We start from the raw sequence: 23,919 nt of genomic DNA on the forward strand, positions 1-23,919 counted from the left end.
TATGTTACTTGAACTGAGTATTAAAAATTTTGCAATAATAGAAGATATTAGAATAGAGTTTGGGAAAGGCTTAAATGTACTTACAGGGGAAACTGGTTCAGGTAAGTCAATTATAATAGATGCTCTATCCATGGTGCTTGGTCAGAGAACAAATAAAGATGTAATAAAAAAGGGTAAAGATTATGCTTATGTTGAAGCGATATTTACCTGTTATGAGCCATTAGATAAAATAGAAGAGCTTGATTTTGAATCAGGAGAACTCATAATTATTTCTAAAGAAATAAAATTAGATAGACCTGCGATTTCGAAAATAAATGGAAGAACTGTAAATAATAATGCCGTTATAAAATTGACATCAAAATTGATAGATATATTTGCACAACATGAAAGTGTCTCTTTAATGATAAATGATAACCAAAGAGAACTCTTAGATATCTTTGCAGGTAAAGAACAAGAAAAACTGATAGAAGAATTCGGTATAGAATTTGAAAACTTGAAACTTCTACAAAAAGAATTAAAAGAAAATTTATTATTAGAAAATAACAGAGAAAGAGAAATTGATCTTTTAAACTATCAATTTCGAGAGATAGAAGATGCAAATTTAACAGAATATGATGATGAAGAATTAGAAGAAGAATTTAAAAAATTAGACAATTCAACTGATATAATAAATGAACTTTCTAAAGTGAGTTTAATTTTAAAAAATTATGATGAAGTATCTATTGAACAACTAATTGATGAAGTAATATCTTCTTTATCTCATGTATATAAATTTGATAATTCTATTGAAAGTGAGTACAGAGAGAGTGAAGATTTAAGGTATAGAATTAGAGATTTATCTGACAGATTAGATAGTTATGCACAAAGAATTGATTTAGACCCTGAAAAATTAGCACATTTGGAAAATAGATTAGACTTAGTAAATAATTTAAAAAAGAAATACGGGAGAACTGTAGCTGAAATAAAAAATTTTCACAATGATGTAAAAGATAGACTTGAAATTTTAAAAAATTTTGAAGCTAACTTAAAAAAAATGGAATCTAAGATAGTAGAAACAGAAAAGAAAGCTACTGAGTTAGCTATTTTAATTTCTGAAAACAGAAAAAAATCTGCAAAAATTTTAGAATCTCAAGTGAGAGATGAATTGATAGAATTATCGATAAAAAATGCTGAATTTAGAGTTGATTTTACTACAAAAGAGTTGTCCAAAGATGGAATAGATAAACTTGAATTTATGATAAAGACAAATATTGGAGAGGATTTTAAACCTTTGTCAAAAACTGCATCAGGTGGAGAAATGAGCAGAATTATGCTAGGTTTTAAATCAATACTGGCTAAAAGAGATAATATACAAACTTTGATATTTGATGAAATAGATACGGGTATAAGTGGTAAGACAGCTATGTTAGTGGGTAAGAAAATAAAAAAATTATCTAGAGATAGACAAATTATAGCTATATCACATTTACAACAGATAGTGGCTTTAGCTGACAATCATTATTTGATAGAAAAGACATCAAATGGAATGAATACAATTTCAACTGTGAGAAGACTAAATAATGAAGAAAAAATTTATGAGTTAGCACGTCTTATAGGTGGATTGGAAATAACGGATATAGCACTCAAGGCTGCTCGTGAACTTATTTCAAAAGGAGAAATAGATGGATAATACCGAGATTACGATAAAAACGGACAAAATTTACGATGGTAAAATATTAAGTTTAAAGGTTGATACAGTTGAATTACCAAATAAAAAATATTCTAAAAGGGAAATTGTTGAACATTCAGCAGCTGTTAGTATAGTTGCGATAACAGAAGAAGATGAAATTTTGATAATTAAACAGTATAGAAAGGCAATAGAAAAGGAAATATATGAGGTCCCTGCAGGTCTTATAGAAATAGGAGAATTGCCGAAAGATGCAGCTATGCGTGAACTTACAGAAGAAACTGGATACATTGCATCTGATATTCAATATTTAAGTGAATTTTATACAAGTCCAGGATTTTGTACAGAAAAAATACATGTATTTTTAGCTTCAGGTTTAAAGTTAGGTGAGCAAAACTTAGATTTGGATGAATTTATAGATGTTGAAAAAATAAAATTTGAAGATGTTTTAAAAATGTTAGATAGATGTGAAATAAATGATGCAAAAACAATAGCATCTATATTATATTATAAAGAATTTAGGAGAAAAAATAATGAATAAATCAATAGAGTACATTAAGAGTGTAACTAATATTGAACCTGAAATAGGTGTTATATTAGGTTCAGGACTTGGAGATTTTGCTGAAACAATTGAAGAAAAAGTGGTTATTCCATACAATGATATACCTGACTTTCCTAAGTCAACAGTAGTAGGTCATGAAGGTAGTTTGATATTTGGGAAAGTAAAGGGAAAAAATGTTGTGGCTATGCAAGGGAGAATCCATTTTTATGAAGGTCAAGGTATGGATAAAGTTGTATATCCTATAAAGGTTATGAGCGAATTAGGTATAAAATTTTTAATAGTTACAAATGCTTGTGGGGGTATAAATACGAATTTTAAACCTGGGGATTTAATGCTTATAAGAGACCACATTAATTTTTCAGGCCAAAATCCACTTATAGGGCCAAATGACGATAAAGGGCCAAGATTTTTAGATATGACCTATACTTACTCAAAAAGACTTATGGAATTATCGAAAAAAGTAGCTGGAGGAATAAATATAAAATTACAAGAAGGTGTTTATATGTATTTTACCGGCCCAACGTACGAGACGCCAGCTGAAATTGTATTTGCTAGAACAATAGGAGCTGATGCTGCTGGAATGAGTACTGTACCTGAAGTTATTGTAGCAAGACATAGAGGTATAGAAGTTTTGGGTATATCTTGTATTACTAATATGGCTGCTGGAATTTTAGATCAACCATTAGACCATAAGGAAGTTATAGAAGTTTCAAACGCAATTAATGAAGATTTTAAAAAACTAGTTCAAGAAATTATAAGGGTGATGTAATGAATACTTATGAAATTATAGAAAATAAGAAAAACGGATTAAAACTTACTCCTGAAGAAATTAAATATATTGTAGAAGGATATACTAAAGGTAATATTCCGGATTATCAAGTTTCAGCACTTTTAATGGCAATTTGCTTGAAAGGAATGGATGTTGATGAAACATTTAATTTGACTAAATCAATGATAGAATCAGGCGATACTATAGATTTGACTGGAATAGAAGGTAAAAAAGTAGATAAACATTCAACAGGAGGTGTTGGAGATACAACTACTTTAGTATTAGGGCCTTTAGTGGCAAGTTGTGGAATCCCATTCGCAAAGATGAGTGGGAGAGGACTTGGTCACACAGGGGGAACTTTAGATAAACTAGAGTCTATTCCAGGGTTAAGCATAGATTTGGGGATAGAAGAGTTCATAGATAACACAAATAAAATAAAATTAGCGATATGTGGACAGACAACTGATGTAACTCCAGCTGATAAGAAAATTTATGCTCTTAGAGACACTACTGCTACAGTAAATAATGTTAGTCTAATTTCAAGCTCCATAATGAGTAAAAAAATAGCTGTTGGAGCTGACTGTTTAGTTCTAGATGTAAAAGTTGGGTCAGGAGCTTTTATGAAAACTGTAGAAGATGCAGTGGAATTATCTGAAATGATGGTAAGTTTAGGAGAAAAAGCTGGTAAAAATACACAAGCTGTCATTACTAATATGAATCAACCTTTGGGAAGAGCTGTTGGAAACAGCTTGGAAGTAATAGAAGCTATAAATACATTAAAAGGACAAGGACCAGAAGATCTTTATGAATTATCTATGGAACTTGCAGAAAAACTTTTATTGGTTTCAGGGCATTCACAGACTGAAGAAGAGGCAAGGGAAGCTTTAGAAGAAAAAATAGCATCAGGAAAAGCCTATGAAAAATTTAAAGAATTTGTAGAACTTCAAGGCGGAGATGTCAGTTATGTCGAAGATGTAAATAAATTTGAACTATCTCCAATGTTTGAATTATTCTCTGAAGTAGATGGCTATGTTCAAGGTATAGATGCTCTTGGAATAGGAGAAGCTTCTAAAAATTTAGGAGCTGGAAGAGAGACAAAAGAAAGTGAATTAGACTTAGGAGCTGGAATCGTACTAAATAAAAAAATAGGAGATAGAGTTTCTAAAGGAGAATTAATAGCTACGTTATACACTAAAAAAGATAATGTTGAAGAAATTAAAGAACAAATTTTAAAAGCATTCAAATTTAGTGATAGTAAAGTTGAAAAAGACCAACTAATTTTGAAAGTGATAAAACATGAATAATAATATTGTATTTGTGTATTTAGTAAGAATTGTTGCATTACTTGTAGCGATAATTCCACATGAATTTGCACATGGTCTTGCTGCCCTTGCTTTTGGCGACGATACAGCTAAAAGAAATGGAAGACTATCTTTTAATCCCATAAATCACATAGATCCTATGGGATTATTATTTATGGTATTGTTTAGAGTCGGTTGGGCTAAGGCAGTACCAATAAATGTAAGAGAATTTAGAAACAGAAGATTGGGGTTATTTGTTGTTTCAATAGCTGGAGTTGTAACGAACTTTATAATAGGTTTAATTGCAGCTGTTGTATTCGTTAAATTTGCATATACAAATGAAACTGTGGCGATATTTTTCAGAGAGATAATGTGGTATAACGTAATGCTGGGAGTGTTTAATTTAGTTCCATTGCCACCTCTTGATGGCTCAAAAATAATTATGTCATTTTTCTCTGATGATGTTCAAGATTTTATATTAGCTAATGAACGATATATTTATATTTTATTAGTTATAGGAATTTTCTCGGGATTTATAAATTCAATTATATTTCCTGTTATACAGTTGATAATAGATAAATTTATTACTTTTGGGTTGATGATATGAACTATAACATAGAGCTTGAAGTATATAATGGACCGTATGATTTAATTTTAGATTTGGTAAAAAAGAATGAATTAGATATATATGATATAGAAATAAATCTTATTACGTCTCAATTTTTAGAGTATATAAAAGCTGTTGAAGAATTGAACTTAGAATTGACTAGTGATTTCATTGTGATGGCAAGTACTTTATTGGAAATAAAATCAAAAATGCTTCTTCCTAAACAAACACAAAAAGAGGATGAAGAAAATGAAGAAGATCCAAGAGATGAATTGGTTCAAAAACTTTTAGAATATGAGCGCTTCAAAAAAGCTACTGAGATATTAAGAGAGCAAGAAAAATATGAAATGAAATCTTTTTTTAAACTTAAAGAGGATTTTTCATATTTAGATGACCTAAGCTTTTTAAAAGAAGTTGATGTAGATAAGTTGGCAATAACATTTAATAATATATTAAAAAGATGTGGTAAAGATGAGGATATCCATATAATACCTATGGAAAGATTTTCTGTAAAAAAATGTATGGATTTTATAAATAAAAAATTAAAGTTAAATTCGGAATTTTATTTTTCTGAATTGCTGACTGAATTTGCAATGAGAGAAGAGATAGTTTCATATTTTTTAGCTCTGCTTGAAATGTGTAAGTTACAAGTTTTAACGTTGAGTCAAAATGAAGATTTAACAGATATAAAAATAGTATCTAAATCTGAAGAAAGTGAATTGAATTATGGAAATTGAAACTTTAAGTGGAATTATAGAAAGCATTTTATTTGCTTGGGCAGAGCCGGTTACTATTAAAGAGCTAGCTCAAGCTGTTAAGGCATCAGACATTAATATATTAACTGCAATAAATTTTTTAAAAGATAAGTATGTAGATAAGAATAGCGGTTTGAGATTAACAGACATCAATGGGGCATATACATTGTCTACAAAACCTGAAAACTATGATTACGTCAATGAATTTGTAACAAAAAAGAACATAAAGAGTTTGTCGGGAGCTTCCTTAGAGGTGCTTTCAATAGTTGCATACAAACAGCCTATTACAAAGATTGAGATAGAGGAAATTCGTGGGGTAAAATGCGATACAAGTTTAAAAAATTTAGTGGATTTGAATTTGATTGCAATAACTGGTCAACTTCAAAAAATAGGCAAACCTAATATATATGAAACAACAGATGATTTTTTATTGAAATTTGGATTAAAAAATTTGGAAGATTTGCCAATTATTGATGATGAATCATATGAGACTAATTTTTTGGAGGAACGAGATTGAGATTACAAAAATTTATGGCACATAGTGGTGTAGCATCAAGAAGAAAGTGCGAAGAATTAATTGCTCAAGGAAGAGTAAAAGTGAATGATGAAATAGTAACTGAAATGGGCAAAACAGTAACTGCTAAAGATAGAGTATATCTTGATTTTAAAAGACTAAAAATTATAAAAGATCATTCTTATTATATTTTAAATAAACCTATGGGCGTTGTTTCAACCGTTTCAGATGAAAAAAAACGTACTACAGTTATAGACTTAATTGAATCTAATGAGAGATTATATCCAGTGGGTAGGCTTGATATTGATACAACTGGATTACTTATATTGACTGATGATGGAGAATTGACCAATAAACTAATGCATCCATCAAATGTAGTCGAAAAAACATATATTGCTACTGTAGAAGGAACTCCTAACAAAACTGAATTAGATATGTTAAGAGTTGGAATAAAAGTTGGAAAAGAAAAGTTTTCTCCAGCGAAAGTAAAAGTTTTAAAACGATTTGAAAGTGATAGCATATTAGAAATTAAAATACATGAAGGCAAAAATCACGAAGTAAAAATAATGTGTGAAAAAATAGGACACCCAGTTAAAAAGTTAAAGAGAATAAAAATAGGCAATTTGGAATTGGGAGATTTGAGAATAGGAAACTACAGAAGATTAGAAGAAGATGAAGTTAAGTATTTAAAAGAGTTGACGAAATGCTAGTAAATTCAAAATTTTCGGACGTAATTGATGACATCTTAAAAGAAATAGATTTAGATGGGAAATTTGCACTTGATGCTACTTGTGGAAGAGGAAATGACTCATTAAAATTAATTCAGAAATTAGGTGGTAATGGATTTCTCTATGCTTGTGATATTCAAGAAGAGGCTATAAATTCAACGAAAAATGTATTGAATTCAACAGGATACAAAAACTATAGATTATATAAAATTTCCCATGAATATATTTTTGATAGAATAGAAGAAAAGTTGGATTTTATAATATATAATTTGGGATATTTGCCTAAATCAGATAAGTTAATAGTCACAAAAGCTGATAGTACAATTATTTCTTTGAAAGAAGCAATTAATAAGATTTCTAAAATGGGAATTATTGTTGTAGTTTCATATCTAGGGCATCAAGGATCATTTGAAGAAAGAGAAAAGTTAAACGATTTTTTAAAAAATCTAGATCAAAAAAATTATAAAGTGGAAAAAATAGAATTCTTTAATCAAATAAATAATCCACCTATAGTTTATAAAATAGGAGTTGTTTAATGAGAGTTGCAGTGATAGGAGCTGGAGCTGCGGGCATGATGGCAGCTTCTGTTTGTGAATGTGAAGTTGTTTTGTTTGAAAAAAATGAAAAAGTTGGTAAAAAATTATTTATAACCGGAAAGGGAAGATGTAATTTAACAAATTCAAAAGATATCTCTGAATTTTTTGATAGTATAAATAGAAATTCTAAATTTCTATATTCTGCTCTTTATACTTTTAGTAATGATAGTGTAATTAAAAAATTTGAATCATACGGACTTAAACTCAAGGTTGAAAGAGGAGATAGAGTTTTTCCGGAATCAGATAAATCTTCTGATGTTATTAAAACATATGAAAAGATGTTAAAAGATAATAATGTGGAAATACGGCTTAATACAGATGTGCATAAGATAAATAAAGTAGATGAGAAATTTGAAGTTGATGGCGAAATATTTGACAAGGTTATAGTAGCTTGTGGGGGAGTTTCATATAGGTCAACTGGTTCGACTGGAGATGGATATAAATTTGCTAAAAGTTTTGGACATAAAATAGTGGACTTGAAACCAGCTCTAGCTCCTATATTATTAAATATAGATTGTACTGATTTATCTGGGCTAAGTTTAAAAAATGTAGAGTTAAATGCTTTCTCAGGTAATAAAAAATTAAGTTATGAATTTGGAGAAATGTTGTTTACACACAACGGAATTTCAGGTCCTATTGTACTTAGAACATCAAGTTTAATAAATCGAAAAGATAATATTAAATTATTTTTAGATTTAAAACCTGCACTAGACATACAAACTTTAGATAAAAGAATTTTAAGAGATTTTGAGGAATTTAAAAATAAAGACATTGCCAATGCTTTAAAAAATTTATTGCCTAAAAAGCTAATAGACTTGGTTTTAAAATCTGCAAACATACCATATTATAAAAAAGTGAATGAAGTATCAAAACAGGATAGAAATAATCTTGTCAATACAATTAAAAATCTAAATTTAGAATATAAATCAATTATGGATATAAATACTTCTATAGTAACAAGCGGTGGAGTGGATACTAAAGAAATTGATTCATCCACAATGGAGTCAAAGTTAGTAAAAGGTTTATATTTTGCAGGAGAAACTATAGATATAGATGCTATGACTGGAGGATATAATTTGCAACTTGCAAATTCAACAGGTTACCTTGCGGGAATTAATGCTTCTAAAATATAGACAACTCATGATAAAATAAATTAATTCAACCCGCTAGAATAATTGAAACAATAAGAATATAGAATACTATAAAATAAGAATTGTCAGAGTATAATACATTGAAGATACCGAGTTGAGGGACTTAGAAAAATTAGTAATGGTAATCGAAATATTGTGGGGGCTCATTAATACGAGTCTCTCTTATTATTTAAAAATCAACACATAGCAGCTAAAATAAATCCTAAACCAAAATAAACCAAAAACCACTAAAAATAAGCATAGCAAACAAAACTCCCAGGAGTTTTCAAAAAATTTCGTATTTTTATACCAACTATTTACAAGAAAGCATAATTCGCTTTCTAAACAAATTAAAATTTTTCATACTAAAACAATTTCTCTTTAAAGTCTTTATCTTTGTATATATGCCTTCAAAATGAATCAAAGACTTCTTACCGCAAATATGAATATCCCTAATCTTTTGAACTCTATGATCGTGAATCCAAATCCTTTTAGAACCACAATGAGGGCAGATAGACATCTTAGAAACAAAAAGATGAACATGGACAAGTTCATTATCCTCATTAAAACTATCAAAAACTACATCTTTAAAACCAAACAAATTCATGATATTATTATTTTGCACTTATATGCACATCCTAAATTTGGTTTTACTTATTTTAAGTTTAGGACTAAATGCGTATAAGTGCAAATTTTTTATACAAAAATATCTGTTAGAGATTTACTCCCCAACAGATATTATAGAGAATTTTTTGTCAAATATGTATTATTAACTAATACTGAGAAATAATTACCCTATTTAAATTTATTTTATTCTTAAATTAATATTTACAAAATTCAACTTTAATAACAAAAATAAAATATGGTGCGGAAAGCGGGATTTGAACCCGCACGCGATTACTCGCACATGCCCCTCAAACATGCCTGTCTGCCTATTCCAGCACTCCCGCAAACTCATAAGTTTAGAACATAATTATACAATTTAGTGTTATTTTTGTAAAGTTTAATATCGCAAGTTTAACTAGTGAAAATCTAGAGTTGTCAAACATATGTGACAAGAAAACCATCCAATAATATTTTCAAAGGGTGTAATTGTCTTTTACAAATAATGCATACCCTTGTCAAGGGTCGCTCCGCTTTTCCCCTTAAAAGTTAAGAAAAATTATTAAAAAGACAAAAATCAAAAACATTGTGCAAAATTAATTTAAAGAGCAATCCTCTACAAGTAAGCTATTGCAAAGCTTACAGGAGTTTTATCTTTTTTTGCTGTCAAATCCAGGATTTTAAGAGTTTTAGAAAGTTTCAATTAATGGTATAATTATAAAGATAATTATACCATTAAAGTGTCATAGGAGGTGCTCTATGTCTGCAAATATAAATACTGATTTAGGTAATATTGTGATAGAAAATAATGTTATAGCGCATATCGCGGGTATGTCTGCTATGGAATCATATGGAATAGTTGGTATGGCGTCTAAAAATGCGGCAGATGGTTTATTACAAATTTTAAAACTTGATAATTTATCTAAAGGTATTCAGGTTAATTCAGAAAATGGAATGATTAATATTACACTACATGTTGTTTTGGAATATGGTGTGAGAATTTCTACGGTTGGAAATAATATTATAGATAGAGTAAAATTTAATGTTGAAAATTTAACGGGACTTACAGTTGATAAAATAGAAGTCTTAGTTGAAGGAATAAGAACAGAGTAGGGGGAACAGTGGAGTGAAGATTGAAAATTTAAATGGGGAATTGATGTCTCGTGCAATAAATGGGGCAGTCAATTATCTTATTATAAATAAGGAGGAAGTAAATTCCTTAAATGTGTTCCCGGTTCCTGACGGAGATACGGGTACTAATATGTCTCTTACTTCAAAATCGGCATTAAAACAAGTTCAATCTGTGGAAGACTTAACTGCCCACAATGTTTCAAAAGCAGCGGCAAGAGGCTCTCTTATGGGGGCTAGAGGCAATTCTGGAGTAATACTTTCTCAATTCTTAAGAGGCTTTTCAGAAGGTTGTGAAGAAAAAGAAACTCTAGATATTCAAGAGTTAGCACAAGCTTTGAAAAAAGCATCTGAAACAACTTATAATGCTGTAATGAAACCTACAGAAGGTACTATTTTAACAGTTGGTAGAGAACTTTCAGATTTTGCAATAAAGAATTATAGAAAGTACGATGATATTTTAGAATTTTTAAAAGATATTATAGAGGCAGCTAATATATCTCTTTCTAAGACTCCTGAAAAGCTTCAAGTTTTAAAGGAAGCAGGAGTTGTTGATGCTGGTGGAAAAGGACTTTGCGTTCTTATGGAAGGGGCATATAAAGCGTTATTAGGCGAAGAAATAGTTTCGGAAGACGATGATGTACTAAACAAGAAGAAGCAAAAAGAAGTACATTTGGGAAAGGCTGATGAGAATATTGAGTTTGGATATTGTACTGAATTCATAATAAATACTGAATATGAAGATTTAGAAGCTTTCAAATCTAAATTGTCTCCACTTGGAGATTGTCTATTGGTAGTTGGTGGAAGTGGGTCAGGTCTTATAAAAGTACACGTTCATACCAATAACCCAGGAAAAGCTCTTCAATACGGAATTGAACTTGGAGATTTACAAGATATAAAAATAGATAATATGAGATTTCAACATGAAGAAGTTTTATTTTCAAAAGAGGAAGTCGCGTCTACTAAAAAAGACTCTGAAATAGTTGAAGAAAAAGAATATTCAATTATATCAGTTTCAATGGGAAGTGGACTTTCTGAACTGTTCAAATCAATTGGCGTAGACAAAATTGTTGAGGGTGGACAAACTATGAATCCTAGTACAGAAGATTTTGTAAATGCGGCAAATGATGTAGCAGGCAGAAATGTAATAATAATTCCAAACAATTCCAATATAATTCTTGCGGCTGAACAAGCAGCTAAAATTAGTAAAAAGAATATAATTGTAATACCTTCAAAGACAATACCTCAAGGGATAAGTTCAATTTTATCCTTTAGAGAAGACTTAAGTCCAGAAGAAAATAGTGAAATTATGACAAATGCTATGTCTGATGTTATATCTGCTCAAGTTACTTACGCCGTTAGAGATACAAACATGAATGGTAAAGATATCAAGATAGGAGATATAATTGGTCTTAGTGGCAAGAATATAGTAGCTAGTGGTAAAGAAATTGAAACTGTTACAAAAGATTTAATATCTGAGCTTATTGATGATGAACATTCAATTATAACTCTTTATGCCGGAGCAGATGTTACAGAAGAAAAGGCAGAAGAATTAAGAGAAGAACTAGAAGAAATATATGAAGAATGTGAAGTTGAATTAGTAAGAGGGGAACAACCTATTTATTATTATTTAATATCACTTGAGTAATTAGCCCCCATTAGTGGGGCTTTTTTAGGATAATTATGAATTTAAACACTAAACTTATAGAACTAAAAGGGATAGGTCCAAAAAAACAAAAGCTGTTTGAACAGCTGAGGATAACAACTTTAGAAGATTTGCTTGAAAATTCTCCAAGAGATTATGAAAATAGAGCTAATTTTAAAAAACTTAGATCAGCTAATGATGGTGAAAAGGCTACTTTTGTTGTATCTGTAAAGGCAATTGTAGATGATAGGTATGTAAAGAGAAAAATGCATATGCTGTCATTTATTGTTGAAGATAGCTCTGGAGAAGCAAAAATAACTTTTTTTAATTCTCCATTTTTAAAAAAGAGTATAAGAATAGGAGAAGAGTATTTAGTATATGGAAAAGTTAGTTTTTTCAAAAATACAATACAAATAAGTTCTCCCAAGATGGAACTCAAACGAACAGCTAATACAATAGGGAGCATAATACCTATTTATAATTTAACCAAGGGGATTAGCAATCAGGATATTTTAAACAATGTAAATAAAATAGTCGATTTAAATTTGTTCAATGAGATAATCCCAATTAGATTAGTCGAGAAATATGGTCTAATGGATAAAAATGCTGCCATAAAACAAATACATTTTCCTGAAAATTTAACTAAGTTAATAGCTGCAAAACAACGATTAGCGTATGAAGAATTTCTATCTTTCCAAATAAAAATACTTTCACAAAAAATATACAGTGAAGAAATAGAAATAAAACCTTACAAGATTGATAAGAGGGTTACAGATTTTATAAATTCACTTTCATTTAAACTTACAGATGGTCAGAAAGAAGCTTTAGATGAAATATTTAATGATTTTAAATCCGGCAAAAAGATGAATAGATTACTTCAAGGTGATGTTGGCTCGGGCAAGACTATAGTTGCTATTATAAGCATGTATGTAGCGTGCATTAACGGCTATCAATCCACAATCATGGCTCCTACTGAAATATTGGCAAGACAACATTTGGAATCTTTTAGAAATTTATTTGATCCACTGGGAGTAAAGGTAGAGTTGTTAGTTGGAAGTACTTCTATGAAAAATAGAAATAGGATTTTATCTGGAATAGCAAATGGGGAAATAGACATTTTAATAGGAACACATGCTCTTATTGAAGATAATGTTGAGTTTTATAATTTGGGGCTTAATATAACCGACGAGCAACATAGATTTGGAGTAAGACAAAGGGAAAAACTAAATACAAAATCAGATACAAACCATGTTTTGGTTATGACGGCGACGCCTATTCCGAGGACATTGGCTCTAGTATTATATTCTGACTTGGATATTTCAACTATAAATACGTTGCCTCCAAATAGAAAGCAGATAGAAACTACTGCAATTGGTGTTGGGATGCTTGAGAGAGCTCTAGATTTTATAAGGTCCGAAATTAATAATGGAAGGCAAGCTTATATAGTATGCCCCCTAATAGAAGAGGGTGCTCTTAATTTAAATTCAGCAACGGATGTATACAATGATATAAAAGAACACTTCAAAGATGTTAGAGTCGGCCTTTTACATGGAAGAATGGCGCCGGCTGAAAAAGAAAATATAATGTTGGAGTTTAAAGAGAGAAAACTTGATATATTAGTCTCAACTACTGTAATAGAAGTTGGAGTAAATGTTCCTAATGCAACTGTAATGTTGGTGTACAATGCAGAAAGATTTGGATTGGCACAATTGCATCAGCTAAGAGGAAGAGTTGGAAGAGGAGAACATAAGAGTTATTGTATTTTATTTAATTCTTCAAAGTCTGAAATTTCTTGGGAGAGAATGAAGGTAATGACTAATTCTACAGATGGCTTCTATATAGCAAATGAGGACCTTCGATTAAGAGGTGGCGGCGATTTATTTGGCACTAGACAATCAGGACTTATGAATTTTAAATTTGCAGATATTATGAGAGACTATAAAATATTAAAAATTGCTACAAATGATGCTAAAGAGATTTTGGAAATGGATCCTGAATTGAAATTAAAAGAGAATTTAATGCTAAAAAAAGAAATTGAAGAGCACTCTAAATCCTTTAAAATGCTTAATTAATAATTGTTATACACATTTAATTATGATAAAATATGATTGTTTGGAGGAGCGATGAGAGTTATTTCAGGAAGTAAAAGAGGATTAAAACTTCAAACTCCTATTGGAGATGGAACAAGACCAACAGAGGACAGGGTCAAAGAAAATATATTTAATATTTTGGGACAGATGTTTTATGATGTAAAAGTGATGGATTTATTTTCAGGTACTGGGCAAATTGGGATTGAATTTTTATCTCGAGGGGCTGAGAGTGTGACATTTATAGAAAAAGATAAAAAAGTACTTAAAGTTTTAAAAGAAAATTTAAACAAAGCTTCTTTTAAAGCAAAAATTCTTGAAAATGATGTTTTACTTGCTCTAAATAGTGTTGGAGATAAGTTTGATTATATATATATGGACCCGCCTTATGATGACAGTGAATTGTACTACAAGGTTGCTGAGAAAGTATATAAATTAGATTTATTGAAAGAGAATGGAATCTTAGTTGTGGAGGAGAGGACTGAAAATCAACATGATTTCAGTGAATATTTTGAACTTATAAGAAACAAAAAGTACGGCTCAACAACTATTGAACTTTGGAGAAAAAGATGAAAGTCATATATGCGGGGAGTTTTGACCCTGTAACTAATGGACATTTAGATATAATAAAGAGAGCTAAAGAGATTTTTGGAGAAGTTATAGTAGCAGTTTTAAAAAATACAAAGAAAAATTCTCTATTTACGGTGGAGGAAAGGCTTGATTTATTGAGAGAAGTCCTAAAAGATGAAGATAATATCGAAGTAGATTCTTTTGAAGGACTATTAGTAGACTATGCAAGATCTAAAAATTGTACTACAATTGTAAGAGGACTTAGATCAGCAGGAGACTATTTAAATGAATATAGTTTGGCAATGGCAAATATGCATTATAAAGATGGAGTGGAAACTGTATTTCTACTGGGATCTAATACACACTTATTTGTAAGCTCAACTTTAGCGAAAGAAGTAGCCATATTTGATGGAGATCTGTCGCTTTTTGTACCCGATATAGTGGGTAAAGCTATGAAAAAAAAATTAGGAGGTAAATGATGAATTTAATGGAATTAGTTGAAGAACTTGAAGATTTAATTGAAACTTCAAGCCAAATACCACTAACAGGTAAATTAATGTTGGACAGAGAAGAACTTCTTGAAGTAATCAATGAAATGAAAGCTCAAATCCCTACAGAAGTAAGGGAAGCTAAGCAAATCAGCTCAGAAAAAGATTTTATTATTGAAAATGCACAAGCAGAAGCTAACAGAATTATATCTGGAGCAAAAGCTCATGCAGAAGATATAATCTCACATGATGAATTGGTTATGCAAGCAAATGCAAGAGCAGATGAAATTTTAAGAAGTGCAAATGAAGAATCTAGTCAAATAAGAGAAGGGGCTAGAGATTATGCAGATGAGCTACTTGAAAATACTCAAGTTAATCTTTCAGAAATAATCAAAATGTTAAATGAAAATAGACAAGAGTTAAGAGGATAAGCACCCATATAGGTGCTTTTTTTATACTATTTTTTATTATAGATAAGATATAAAAATAAAACGAATGGAAAATGGTATAATATTTTTAAATATAGGAGGAAATATAATGAAAAAGACAGCTTTAATTGCTGCTTTATGTTTTATATTCTTGAGCTGTGGCAAAAGTTTTAATCCCTTCGTTAAAGTTAGCATCAGTGATAAAAATGGTGTAGAGCAATATTTAGAAATTGACAAAGCTGGTAAGTATAGAAAAATAAATAAATTTAAAGCGGATAATTCAAAGACATATAATTTAGATACTGTAGAAAGTTTTTTGCCTGAGATTATAGAAAAAAAGGTAAAAAATACTGTAAAAGATATTGTGATAACAAATGAAAACGGAAAAAGAGTAAAAGACAATGATATATTGAATGCAATTACAAAGAAAGTTGCTAAAGATATTGAGCACAATATTATAGAATGTAAAATTATGGAAGATGAAAATGAATATTTTGTTTTTGTTGCTTTAAATGTCAACTGGACTGATCCATGTTATCTATATTATTATAATAAAGATACTGGAGAGCTTTTAGAAATTATGGAATGGAGCAATGTTGAAGTTAATTACATAGAAGTTTCTTAAAGATACTGTGTTATAAATAAAAGATAGAAAATGATAAGTGAAATGTGCATTATAATCATGACTTGATAATGCAATTAAATAAGGCTCATGCATAAAACAGATTAGAGACCAAGGTAAAACATTTTTCTAAAATACAAGTTGTTAATTATTGATGAAATAGGATATTTGTCAATTGATAAACAAGGGGCTAACTTACTATTTCAATTAATAAATAAGAGGTATGAAGAGAATTCAATTATAATTATTACAAACCAGCCTTTTAGTAAATGGGGTGAGGTTTTCTCTGATTCCACATTGGCTAACGCCATTCTTGACAGATTAATAAATAATTCGAGCATTATTAAAATTACAGGACTTTCTTATAGCTTAAAAGGGAAAATAGTTCAATTTGATATTACAATTTAGGGTAATAATTAATTTTAATAATTGTACATTTTTGAGTTGACATTTACAAAAGGATAGATTTGATGAAATCAAACAAACCATCATGGAAATATAATCCAAGTGTGATGAAGCTCAAGACTTTAGAAAGGAACTGGAAAAGCAACACCTCATGGCAGAGTTTGATAAAAATGTATGGCTTAACGTGGTAGACTACTTTACGGTTTGTTATAATGAAAAAATTGAATTTACATTCCTTGATAGCAGTCAGGCAGAATTGAATAGGTAAAATAGTAGAAAGGCACTTCACTTAAATTTAGGAGAAGTGCCCATTTTTTGTTTTTTAATAAACAAGCGATGATATTGATAATAGCTATTGACAAAAAAATTAGTTAGGAGTAACATATTAATTATCGAGGATATCCTCGATAATTAATATAAAGGAGGAATCTTTATTGACGAGAAAAAGATTAAGCAAAGAAGAAAGAAAGTTACAAATTCAGAAAGCGGCTAAAAAGGTTCTCCTTGAAAATGGTTATGAAAATACAACTATGGAGAATGTTATTTCAGAGACGGGTATGTCAACGGGAGGTGTATATCACTATTATAAAAGTGTTTTTGATATTTTTTATGACATTATGCTAGAGGGCTTAGATTATGGAAAGCATAGAAATTTTGAGAATCCAGAAAAAGATTTAAATATTTTCATTGATTATCAGATGGCAAAAATATTTGATGACAATGAATATAAGTCGTTATTTGCCATGCTGTTAAAGGGAATTGATTACAACGATGAATTAAGAGAAATGTATTTAAAATTAAATGACAGGTACAAGGAGATATTGAGTAAAAACTTTGAAAGGAGTTCTGTGCCGATTGAAATTTTAGATGATTCATTTTTAATTTTTTTTGTACATTCTTTAATCATGGGAAATGAAAGTTTTGTTTCATTAGGCTCAAAAGAAGTATTTAAAGAGAATAAAGAGATAGTTAAAAAAATGATTGTTTTATATTTAAATGAAAAATATCCAAGCACTAAAAAGAATAGTTTCTAGGAGGAAAGAAAATGAAATTAAAAGATTTTATCACAGTAAGTTTGTTAGGACTTGTCGCATTTATTATTAGTATGGTTGGGGGAATGGCTACCCAGATATTTGGTGCATGGGGTGTTTTTATTCATGTGTCTGTAGGTAGTTTTTTGTGTGCACCGATTTATTTTGTAATGTGCCATAAAATTCATAAAAGAGGAGCTGCGTTTATTTATAACTTAGTAAGAGGTATCGTATATGCAGTTATGGGCTTTTTACCAATGACTGCGATTATGGCAGTTGCAGGTATTGCAGGAGAATTATCTATTGGCAAAGCTGACAATTATAACAATAATCAAAGAATAACAGTTTCTTATGTAATATCGGAAGTGATTTATGCATTACATGGATTCTTCTTTATTCTATTTTTAGGTGTCAATGGACTAGCTAAAACATTTCCAAATTTATTTACGGTGGAAAAGGCACAAGCAGTTCACGACACATTCTTTGATCCTAAAAATCTAATGACTATATTAGCTATTGAAATAATTGCCGCTTTACTTGGTGCTTTGTTTGGCAAATATGTACATCAAAAATTCTTCAATAAAAAGAGTCATTCTGAGAGTGTATTGTAGAGTATGGAGAAGAAAAAAAGAGGTTCAAATAGTTATGTTATAAAGCCGGTTACTTTAGGGTTTCTGTTATTAGTCTATATAATTAATCTTTTTATTGCTGATAGAGCAATTTATATCATTATGTTGCTTACAGGAGCATTAACTCTTGCTGTGATTAATAAAGAAAAGCTGACGAAAGCAGTTGTCAGCTTTTTTGTACTTGTAGCATTAACATATAGTATAAATACCTATTTTAAAATCTCAGGATGGATAGGTTCAATTTTTACAATGCTTATCATTATTTTAAGAATTTATCCTGTATGGTTGTTGGCAATGGCTCTTTCGACATATAATACATCCGCTCTTATGAATTCCTTGAGAAATCTAGGCATTTCCAATAATTTGGCCATTGCAGTTGCTGTATTTTTTAGATTCTTGCCAGATTATAAAGAGTATATGAAGGACATCAGGGAATCATTGAAAGTGAGAAATATTGCTTTTAAATGGAATAGACCATTAGAAAGCTTTGAACTTTATCTTGTGCCTATGATTTATAAAGCTTTTCAGACTGGTGAGATTTTGACTTGTTCGTTAATCACTAAGGGGATTGAATGTGAATGCAAAAAGACATCCTATTATGACTTGAGATTAACATCATTAGATTATTTGTTCATGCTTTTTGGAATTTGTTTATTGGTGGTGACGATATGGACAAACTTTTAAAGATAAATATTGAAGATTTTTCTTATGAAGAAAAAAGTATTTTAAAAAATATTCGTCTTGATATTTTCAAAGGAGAATGCCTCGTACTTACAGGGCTTTCAGGTTCAGGTAAAAGCACTCTTTTAAGGTTAATCAATAAGCTTGCTCCGGAAGTTTATGAAGGTGAGTTAAAAGGTGAAATTAAGCTATTAGATAAATCATTATCATCTTATAGATGTGGTGAACTCGCTAAATATATTGGGAATGTATTTCAAGATTTAAACAACCAATTTTTTGCTGACACTGTAGAGAATGAGGTTTCTTTAGTTGGCGAAAATATGGGAATGGAAAGAGAATTTCTTCATAATAAAGTAGACGAAGCTTTATATCAATTAAGTATACAGAAATTAAAAAGAAGAAAGCTACGCAACTTATCGGGCGGGCAAAAACAGAAAGTTGGAATTTCTTCTACGCTTGTCCATGATAGTCAAATTATTATTTTTGATGAGCCTTCAGCAAGTTTAGATTATCAATCCATAGAAGAGTTGAAAACAAATCTTAGATCATTAAAAAAACAAGGAAAGACGTTAATAATTGTGGACCATAGACTTTATTATTTAATGGATATAGTTGACAGAATGGTTGTGTTAAAAGACGGCACGATTTCAAATATATACACTCGAGACGAACTATCAAAAAATGTACAAATTGAAAATGGCCTTAGAGCGTTTTATGAAGAAGATCTAGTGTCAGAACAGCCTAAAATAGAAGAAGATCCTAATTTATATTTTAATGGCGTAAAGATTGAAAATAAGGGATACCAATTAGATGAAAGACATACTTTTAATTTAAGTCAAGGTGAGTGCATGGCACTGATAGGATCAAATGGTATCGGAAAGACGACTCTTGCAAAAGAGTTGATAGGACTACTAGATATTAAAATAGGGACAGTATCTTATGGAAAAACAAATAAGGAACGACTAGAAAAGACCTCAACCAGTTTACAAAATTGTTCAAGTATGTTTTTCTATGAAACGGTAGAAAAAGAAATCATCCCTAAAAATAAAATATCAAATAAAGAATATTTAGAAAAAGCAAGGATGTATCTGAAAAAATTAGAACTTTGGGATAAAAGATTAGAAAATCCACATAATTTGTCAGGCGGAGAGCAGCAAAGATTAGCTCTGATTATTGCTTTACTTAAAGACTCTGAACTCATTATATTGGATGAGCCTACAGCAGGTTTGGACTATAAAAGGATGTCACAGGTATCAGAAGTTATAAATGAAAGGGCAAAAGAAGTTCCTGTAATACTTATTACTCATGATTTAGAACTGCTTTTTAAAGTATGTAATACAGCCTATTTATTATCTGAGAAGGATAGCAGAAAAATTGATGTTTGTGGTAATGAATTAATAATAAGAGAATTTTTGAAATCAGGGAAAGGAATGTAATATTGTGTATTTAATTAAACAATATGTTAAAAAAAGAAAGAAACAATATTTAACCTCTATTGCTTTAGCGATAGTAGGTGTTGTTAGCAGTCTTGTTTCCTATATTTACATGGCTAAAATTATAGTTGGTCTTATAAACGGTAACGTAAGTAAAGAGTATCATTTATGTGCGTGTCTAATGATCCTTTTAATGTTTGCAATTAAGGAAATCTCGTCTGGACTATCAACCATGATTTCTCATACGGCAACATTTCATACCCTTGGCGAAATAAGAAACAATATTTCTAATAAATTATTCAAAATGCCATTAGGAGATATTACTTCTAGATCTTCAGGAGAACTAAAAAATATTATGGTGGAGCAAGTGGACAGTATGGAAACATCCCTTGCCCACTTAGTGCCAGAATTTACAGCCAATTTAGTAGGCCCTATTCTACTGCTTATATATATGTTTATCCTGGATTGGAGATTGGCTTTACTATCCTTAGTTCCATTTGTCATTGGTATGTCCGTTATGATGGGTGCAATGAATGAACACTACAAAGAAATGTATGCCAAATCCGTTAAAATTGGACAAACGATGAATAATTCAATTGTGGAATATATCAATGGGATTGAGGTTATCAAAACTTTCAATAAAAGTGATAATTCCTATAAGAAATATTCAGATTCTGTTTATAATAATGCTCAGTTTTTCTATAACTGGATGGGTGAATCTATAACCAAGGTAGCTATAGGAAGACTATTGTCACCTATGGGTATTTTTACTGTTATTCCTTTTGGTATTTTATTTTATACACAAGGGACAGTTAGCCTTCCTAGTTTGATCACATTAATAGTCTTATCATTTGCTACAGTATCAAGCATTGTTAAGGTCATGAATTATATGGATGATTTATCCAGAATTTCGACTATTACAGGAGAGATTGGAAAGATACTGGATTCAAGAGAACTAGAGAATAAAGAAAAACATGAGGAAGTAAAAAACTATAATATTGAACTTCAACATGTAGATTTTTCTTATGATGAAAAAAAGAAAGTCATTGATGATATCTCTTTAGAAATTGAGGAGGGAAGCACTGCAGCCCTAGTTGGGTCCTCTGGTTCCGGCAAATCAACCTTGGCGAAACTTATTGCAGGATTCTGGAATGTGGACAAAGGAACCATCAAAATAGGTGGTGTGGAAACAAGGGATATGTCTTTGGAAAAATTATCTTCCTTAATTTCCTATGTGTCTCAAGATAATTTTTTATTTGATATGTCTGTAAGAAATAATATACGAATTGGTAAAAAAGATGCAAGTGATGATGAAGTAGAAGAAATCGCCAAAAAATCTGGTTGTCATGACTTCGTCATGAAACTTACAAATGGCTATGACACCATCGTTGGGGAAGGTGGCGGACACTTATCTGGAGGAGAAAGACAAAGAATATCTATTGCAAGAGCCATGCTCAAGGATGCTCCTATCGTCATCTTAGATGAAGCTACTTCTTATATGGACCCGGAAAATGAGGCTATCATTCAAGGAGCTATTGGAAACTTGGTAAAAGGTAAAACACTTCTTATAATTGCTCATAGGTTAAAAACGATTACTGATTCCGACCGAATTTTTGTTATAAAAGACGGCAAATTGGATAGCTATGGAAAGCATGCTGAACTAATCCAAAAGTCATCACTTTACAAACAAATGGCAGAAGCGAGCACAAGGGGAGAAGAATAATGATAAAAGTATTAAAAAAAATATGGAATTTTTCCAAAGAAGAACAAGCTAATATCAGAAAATCTATTATCTTTGGACTTCTGCATTCCATCTTCAATGCGATTCAATTTGGTGCTATATATTATATGTTAGTTGCCATTCTCCATAATACTGTAAGTATGCAAACTATTTGGGTTTGTTTAGGCATATTATTTGTCTCACTTGTGGGTCAGGTTTTAACACAAAAGGTTTCACAAATGGATCAGACTCATGCAGGCTATTTTATGTCTGCTAATAAGAGAATTGAAATTGGCGAGAAAATAAAAAAAGTACCAATGGGGTTTTTCTCAAGTTATAGCCTTGGAAGATTAACAACCATTGCTACGACAAGCCTTACTCAGGCAGAACAATGGATTCCAATGCTTCTGGTTTTAGTGCTAGGTGGTATCTTAAATACCTTGATCTTTGTTTTAGGAACTTTTATTTTTAATCAAAAGATTGGTCTTGTGGCTGTGACTGGTGTGATCGTATTTTTCTTAGTTACTTCTCTAATGGAAAAGAAGTCCACGAAAAATGCTGAAAAAATGACCAAAGTTCAATCAGAGCTAACGAAACAAGTGCTTGCTTCTATTCAAGGCATGCAGGTAATTAAATCTTATAACTTGGCGGGTGAAAATAATGAACAACTAAATAAATCTATAAATGATACCTCTGAAATATTTTTAGAACTTGAGAAAAATGTAATTCCATATATTGTTATACAAAGAATTGTTATGAGTATTGCAACGGTTGCTATGATATATATTTCTATTTATTTAAAGTTAGCTGGTCAAATGTCGCTTGCAGAAACTGTACTCATGATTATTGCCAGTTTTATTATCTTTGAAGGATTGGTTGGGGCAGGTTCTAATATGGCGATTTTAAGAGCTGCAGAAAATGCTATTGATTCTGTTGATTTTATTAATGAAATTTCTGATATGAGAGAAGGAACCGATAAGAATACTATTCAAAATCATGACATTGAATTTAAAAATGTATCTTTCTTCTATGATCAAAGACCAATCATTAAAAATGTGTCTTGTAGAATAAGAGAAAATACTATGACTGCTGTTGTAGGACCATCCGGTTCTGGAAAGACTACTTTTTGTAATCTAATTGCTCGTTTTTGGGATGTGAACTCTGGTGAGATTATGCTTGGGGGTAAAAACATTAAAGACTACACTATGGAAAACTTGATGAACAATATTTCTATGGTATTCCAAAATGTTTATTTATTTGAAGATACCATAGAAAACAATATTAAGTTTGGCAAACAAGATGCGACTAAGGAAGAAGTTATTGAAGCCGCTAAAAAAGCTCAGTGTCATGACTTTATTATGACGCTTCCTCAAGGCTACCAAACTATTATCGGCGAAGGAGGGGCGAGTCTTTCAGGTGGTGAAAAGCAAAGAATTTCTATAGCAAGAGCTATGCTAAAAAATGCGGACATTATTATCTTTGATGAAGCAACGGCAAACATTGACCCGGAAAATGAAGACAAGCTCAAAGAAGCCATTGAGTCACTTACAAAAAATAAAACTGTAGTAATGATTGCCCATAGACTAAAAACAATAAGGAATGCGGATCAAATTTTAGTATTAAAGGATGGAGAAATTGTTGAAAGAGGAAATCATGAAGAGTTGATAAAAAATAAGGGACTCTACTCTAATTTGATTCATGTAAAGAGTAAGGCAGAATCATGGTCTATTTAGTAGAATAGAATCATATATGATTCATATGAAAAGGTGATGTTGCAGAATAGATGATTTTACTCTGCAACATCTATTTTTTGTCAAGTAT

Annotated in this window: 25 protein-coding genes and 1 tRNA gene; 24 read left to right on the forward strand and 2 right to left on the reverse strand. The window is 30.6% G+C overall.

Annotation, left to right across the window (positions count from 1 at the left end):
• The first annotated feature begins 1 nt into the window (after window position 1).
• Genes recN through SOR77_RS06155 form a run of 10 tightly spaced genes read left to right on the forward strand, consistent with a single transcriptional unit; the run spans window position 2 to window position 8,631 of the window.
• The gene (gene recN, locus SOR77_RS06110) at window positions 2-1,669 is read left to right on the forward strand and encodes a DNA repair protein RecN (protein WP_320636264.1); all 1,668 of its coding nucleotides are present in this window, start codon (window positions 2-4) and stop codon (window positions 1,667-1,669) included.
• On the forward strand, window positions 1,662-2,207 hold the full coding sequence (locus SOR77_RS06115; RefSeq protein WP_320636265.1) for an NUDIX hydrolase: 546 nt from the start codon (window positions 1,662-1,664) through the stop codon (window positions 2,205-2,207). Before recN ends, SOR77_RS06115 begins: the two co-directional genes overlap by 8 nt.
• The gene (locus SOR77_RS06120) at window positions 2,200-2,997 is read left to right on the forward strand and encodes a purine-nucleoside phosphorylase (RefSeq protein ID WP_320636266.1); all 798 of its coding nucleotides are present in this window, start codon (window positions 2,200-2,202) and stop codon (window positions 2,995-2,997) included. The genes SOR77_RS06115 and SOR77_RS06120 overlap by 8 nt, the downstream gene beginning before the upstream one ends.
• Window positions 2,997-4,301 (forward strand): pyrimidine-nucleoside phosphorylase, encoded by a 1,305-nt coding sequence (locus SOR77_RS06125; protein ID WP_320636267.1) that lies wholly within the window; start codon window positions 2,997-2,999, stop codon window positions 4,299-4,301. The genes SOR77_RS06120 and SOR77_RS06125 overlap by 1 nt, the downstream gene beginning before the upstream one ends.
• A complete protein-coding gene (locus SOR77_RS06130; RefSeq protein WP_320636268.1) occupies window positions 4,294-4,905 on the forward strand; it encodes a site-2 protease family protein in 612 nt (203 codons plus the stop codon). Before SOR77_RS06125 ends, SOR77_RS06130 begins: the two co-directional genes overlap by 8 nt.
• Window positions 4,902-5,642, forward strand: coding sequence for a segregation and condensation protein A (locus SOR77_RS06135; protein ID WP_320636269.1), 741 nt, complete (start codon window positions 4,902-4,904; stop codon window positions 5,640-5,642). Before SOR77_RS06130 ends, SOR77_RS06135 begins: the two co-directional genes overlap by 4 nt.
• Complete coding sequence (gene scpB / locus SOR77_RS06140) at window positions 5,632-6,177, forward strand: SMC-Scp complex subunit ScpB (protein WP_320636270.1); 546 nt, start codon at window positions 5,632-5,634, stop codon at window positions 6,175-6,177. The genes SOR77_RS06135 and scpB overlap by 11 nt, the downstream gene beginning before the upstream one ends.
• On the forward strand, window positions 6,174-6,884 hold the full coding sequence (locus SOR77_RS06145) for a pseudouridine synthase (protein ID WP_320636271.1): 711 nt from the start codon (window positions 6,174-6,176) through the stop codon (window positions 6,882-6,884). The genes scpB and SOR77_RS06145 overlap by 4 nt, the downstream gene beginning before the upstream one ends.
• Window positions 6,878-7,438: a class I SAM-dependent methyltransferase gene (locus SOR77_RS06150; RefSeq protein WP_320636272.1), complete on the forward strand. Its 561-nt coding sequence runs from the start codon at window positions 6,878-6,880 to the stop codon at window positions 7,436-7,438. Before SOR77_RS06145 ends, SOR77_RS06150 begins: the two co-directional genes overlap by 7 nt.
• Entirely contained in the window at window positions 7,438-8,631 is a 1,194-nt protein-coding gene (locus tag SOR77_RS06155) for an NAD(P)/FAD-dependent oxidoreductase (protein WP_320636273.1), read from the forward strand. The genes SOR77_RS06150 and SOR77_RS06155 overlap by 1 nt, the downstream gene beginning before the upstream one ends.
• A 310-nt stretch (window positions 8,632-8,941) precedes the next feature.
• Here SOR77_RS06155 and SOR77_RS06160 read toward each other — a convergent pair whose 3' ends face one another.
• On the reverse strand, window positions 8,942-9,253 hold the full coding sequence (locus SOR77_RS06160; RefSeq protein ID WP_320636274.1) for a transposase family protein: 312 nt from the start codon (window positions 9,251-9,253) through the stop codon (window positions 8,942-8,944).
• Between the two features lie 238 nt (window positions 9,254-9,491).
• A tRNA-Leu gene (locus SOR77_RS06165) sits at window positions 9,492-9,578 on the reverse strand.
• 412 nt (window positions 9,579-9,990) lie between these two features.
• Here SOR77_RS06165 and SOR77_RS06170 point away from each other — a divergent pair.
• From SOR77_RS06170 to SOR77_RS06230, 14 genes are all read left to right on the forward strand, one after another.
• Window positions 9,991-10,344 carry an Asp23/Gls24 family envelope stress response protein gene (locus SOR77_RS06170; protein WP_320636275.1) on the forward strand — a complete coding sequence of 118 codons (354 nt, stop codon included), beginning with the start codon at window positions 9,991-9,993 and terminating at the stop codon, window positions 10,342-10,344.
• Between the two features lie 13 nt (window positions 10,345-10,357).
• Window positions 10,358-12,007 (forward strand): DAK2 domain-containing protein, encoded by a 1,650-nt coding sequence (locus tag SOR77_RS06175; protein ID WP_320636276.1) that lies wholly within the window; start codon window positions 10,358-10,360, stop codon window positions 12,005-12,007.
• Between the two features lie 35 nt (window positions 12,008-12,042).
• A complete protein-coding gene (gene recG / locus SOR77_RS06180) occupies window positions 12,043-14,076 on the forward strand; it encodes an ATP-dependent DNA helicase RecG (RefSeq protein ID WP_320636277.1) in 2,034 nt (677 codons plus the stop codon).
• A gap of 51 nt (window positions 14,077-14,127) precedes the next feature.
• On the forward strand, window positions 14,128-14,664 hold the full coding sequence (rsmD, locus tag SOR77_RS06185; protein WP_320636278.1) for a 16S rRNA (guanine(966)-N(2))-methyltransferase RsmD: 537 nt from the start codon (window positions 14,128-14,130) through the stop codon (window positions 14,662-14,664).
• Window positions 14,661-15,140 (forward strand): pantetheine-phosphate adenylyltransferase, encoded by a 480-nt coding sequence (gene coaD / locus SOR77_RS06190; RefSeq protein WP_320636279.1) that lies wholly within the window; start codon window positions 14,661-14,663, stop codon window positions 15,138-15,140. Before rsmD ends, coaD begins: the two co-directional genes overlap by 4 nt.
• Window positions 15,140-15,580 carry a hypothetical protein gene (locus SOR77_RS06195; protein WP_004822866.1) on the forward strand — a complete coding sequence of 147 codons (441 nt, stop codon included), beginning with the start codon at window positions 15,140-15,142 and terminating at the stop codon, window positions 15,578-15,580. Before coaD ends, SOR77_RS06195 begins: the two co-directional genes overlap by 1 nt.
• 106 nt (window positions 15,581-15,686) lie before the next feature.
• Window positions 15,687-16,202 (forward strand): hypothetical protein, encoded by a 516-nt coding sequence (locus SOR77_RS06200; protein WP_320636280.1) that lies wholly within the window; start codon window positions 15,687-15,689, stop codon window positions 16,200-16,202.
• A 120-nt stretch (window positions 16,203-16,322) separates the two neighbouring features.
• The gene (locus SOR77_RS10240; RefSeq protein WP_414153389.1) at window positions 16,323-16,607 is read left to right on the forward strand and encodes an ATP-binding protein; all 285 of its coding nucleotides are present in this window, start codon (window positions 16,323-16,325) and stop codon (window positions 16,605-16,607) included.
• A gap of 431 nt (window positions 16,608-17,038) precedes the next feature.
• Window positions 17,039-17,638 (forward strand): TetR/AcrR family transcriptional regulator, encoded by a 600-nt coding sequence (locus tag SOR77_RS06205; RefSeq protein WP_320636281.1) that lies wholly within the window; start codon window positions 17,039-17,041, stop codon window positions 17,636-17,638.
• Between the two features lie 11 nt (window positions 17,639-17,649).
• Window positions 17,650-18,246 carry an MptD family putative ECF transporter S component gene (locus SOR77_RS06210; protein ID WP_320636282.1) on the forward strand — a complete coding sequence of 199 codons (597 nt, stop codon included), beginning with the start codon at window positions 17,650-17,652 and terminating at the stop codon, window positions 18,244-18,246.
• 3 nt (window positions 18,247-18,249) lie between these two features.
• Complete coding sequence (locus tag SOR77_RS06215; protein WP_320636283.1) at window positions 18,250-18,948, forward strand: energy-coupling factor transporter transmembrane component T; 699 nt, start codon at window positions 18,250-18,252, stop codon at window positions 18,946-18,948.
• Window positions 18,933-20,381, forward strand: coding sequence for an ABC transporter ATP-binding protein (locus SOR77_RS06220; RefSeq protein WP_320636284.1), 1,449 nt, complete (start codon window positions 18,933-18,935; stop codon window positions 20,379-20,381). Before SOR77_RS06215 ends, SOR77_RS06220 begins: the two co-directional genes overlap by 16 nt.
• A 4-nt stretch (window positions 20,382-20,385) precedes the next feature.
• The gene (locus SOR77_RS06225; protein WP_320636285.1) at window positions 20,386-22,101 is read left to right on the forward strand and encodes an ABC transporter ATP-binding protein; all 1,716 of its coding nucleotides are present in this window, start codon (window positions 20,386-20,388) and stop codon (window positions 22,099-22,101) included.
• Complete coding sequence (locus SOR77_RS06230) at window positions 22,101-23,831, forward strand: ABC transporter ATP-binding protein (RefSeq protein ID WP_320636286.1); 1,731 nt, start codon at window positions 22,101-22,103, stop codon at window positions 23,829-23,831. Before SOR77_RS06225 ends, SOR77_RS06230 begins: the two co-directional genes overlap by 1 nt.
• Window positions 23,832-23,919 lie beyond the last annotated feature (88 nt).

The sequence above is a fragment of the Peptoniphilus sp. genome, from assembly GCF_034090345.1.
In the GTDB taxonomy this organism is placed as follows: Bacteria; Bacillota; Clostridia; order Tissierellales; family Peptoniphilaceae; genus Peptoniphilus.

Coding starts and splice junctions, on each gene's coding strand:
- recN (WP_320636264.1), top strand. CDS start 2: ATGTTACTTGAACTGAGTATTAAAAATTTTGCAATAATAGAAGATATT.
- SOR77_RS06115 (WP_320636265.1), top strand. CDS start 1,662: ATGGATAATACCGAGATTACGATAAAAACGGACAAAATTTACGATGGT.
- SOR77_RS06120 (WP_320636266.1), top strand. CDS start 2,200: ATGAATAAATCAATAGAGTACATTAAGAGTGTAACTAATATTGAACCT.
- SOR77_RS06125 (WP_320636267.1), top strand. CDS start 2,997: ATGAATACTTATGAAATTATAGAAAATAAGAAAAACGGATTAAAACTT.
- SOR77_RS06130 (WP_320636268.1), top strand. CDS start 4,294: ATGAATAATAATATTGTATTTGTGTATTTAGTAAGAATTGTTGCATTA.
- SOR77_RS06135 (WP_320636269.1), top strand. CDS start 4,902: ATGAACTATAACATAGAGCTTGAAGTATATAATGGACCGTATGATTTA.
- scpB (WP_320636270.1), top strand. CDS start 5,632: ATGGAAATTGAAACTTTAAGTGGAATTATAGAAAGCATTTTATTTGCT.
- SOR77_RS06150 (WP_320636272.1), top strand. CDS start 6,878: ATGCTAGTAAATTCAAAATTTTCGGACGTAATTGATGACATCTTAAAA.
- SOR77_RS06155 (WP_320636273.1), top strand. CDS start 7,438: ATGAGAGTTGCAGTGATAGGAGCTGGAGCTGCGGGCATGATGGCAGCT.
- SOR77_RS06170 (WP_320636275.1), top strand. CDS start 9,991: ATGTCTGCAAATATAAATACTGATTTAGGTAATATTGTGATAGAAAAT.
- recG (WP_320636277.1), top strand. CDS start 12,043: ATGAATTTAAACACTAAACTTATAGAACTAAAAGGGATAGGTCCAAAA.
- rsmD (WP_320636278.1), top strand. CDS start 14,128: ATGAGAGTTATTTCAGGAAGTAAAAGAGGATTAAAACTTCAAACTCCT.
- coaD (WP_320636279.1), top strand. CDS start 14,661: ATGAAAGTCATATATGCGGGGAGTTTTGACCCTGTAACTAATGGACAT.
- SOR77_RS06195 (WP_004822866.1), top strand. CDS start 15,140: ATGAATTTAATGGAATTAGTTGAAGAACTTGAAGATTTAATTGAAACT.
- SOR77_RS06200 (WP_320636280.1), top strand. CDS start 15,687: ATGAAAAAGACAGCTTTAATTGCTGCTTTATGTTTTATATTCTTGAGC.
- SOR77_RS06210 (WP_320636282.1), top strand. CDS start 17,650: ATGAAATTAAAAGATTTTATCACAGTAAGTTTGTTAGGACTTGTCGCA.
- SOR77_RS06215 (WP_320636283.1), top strand. CDS start 18,250: ATGGAGAAGAAAAAAAGAGGTTCAAATAGTTATGTTATAAAGCCGGTT.
- SOR77_RS06220 (WP_320636284.1), top strand. CDS start 18,933: ATGGACAAACTTTTAAAGATAAATATTGAAGATTTTTCTTATGAAGAA.
- SOR77_RS06230 (WP_320636286.1), top strand. CDS start 22,101: ATGATAAAAGTATTAAAAAAAATATGGAATTTTTCCAAAGAAGAACAA.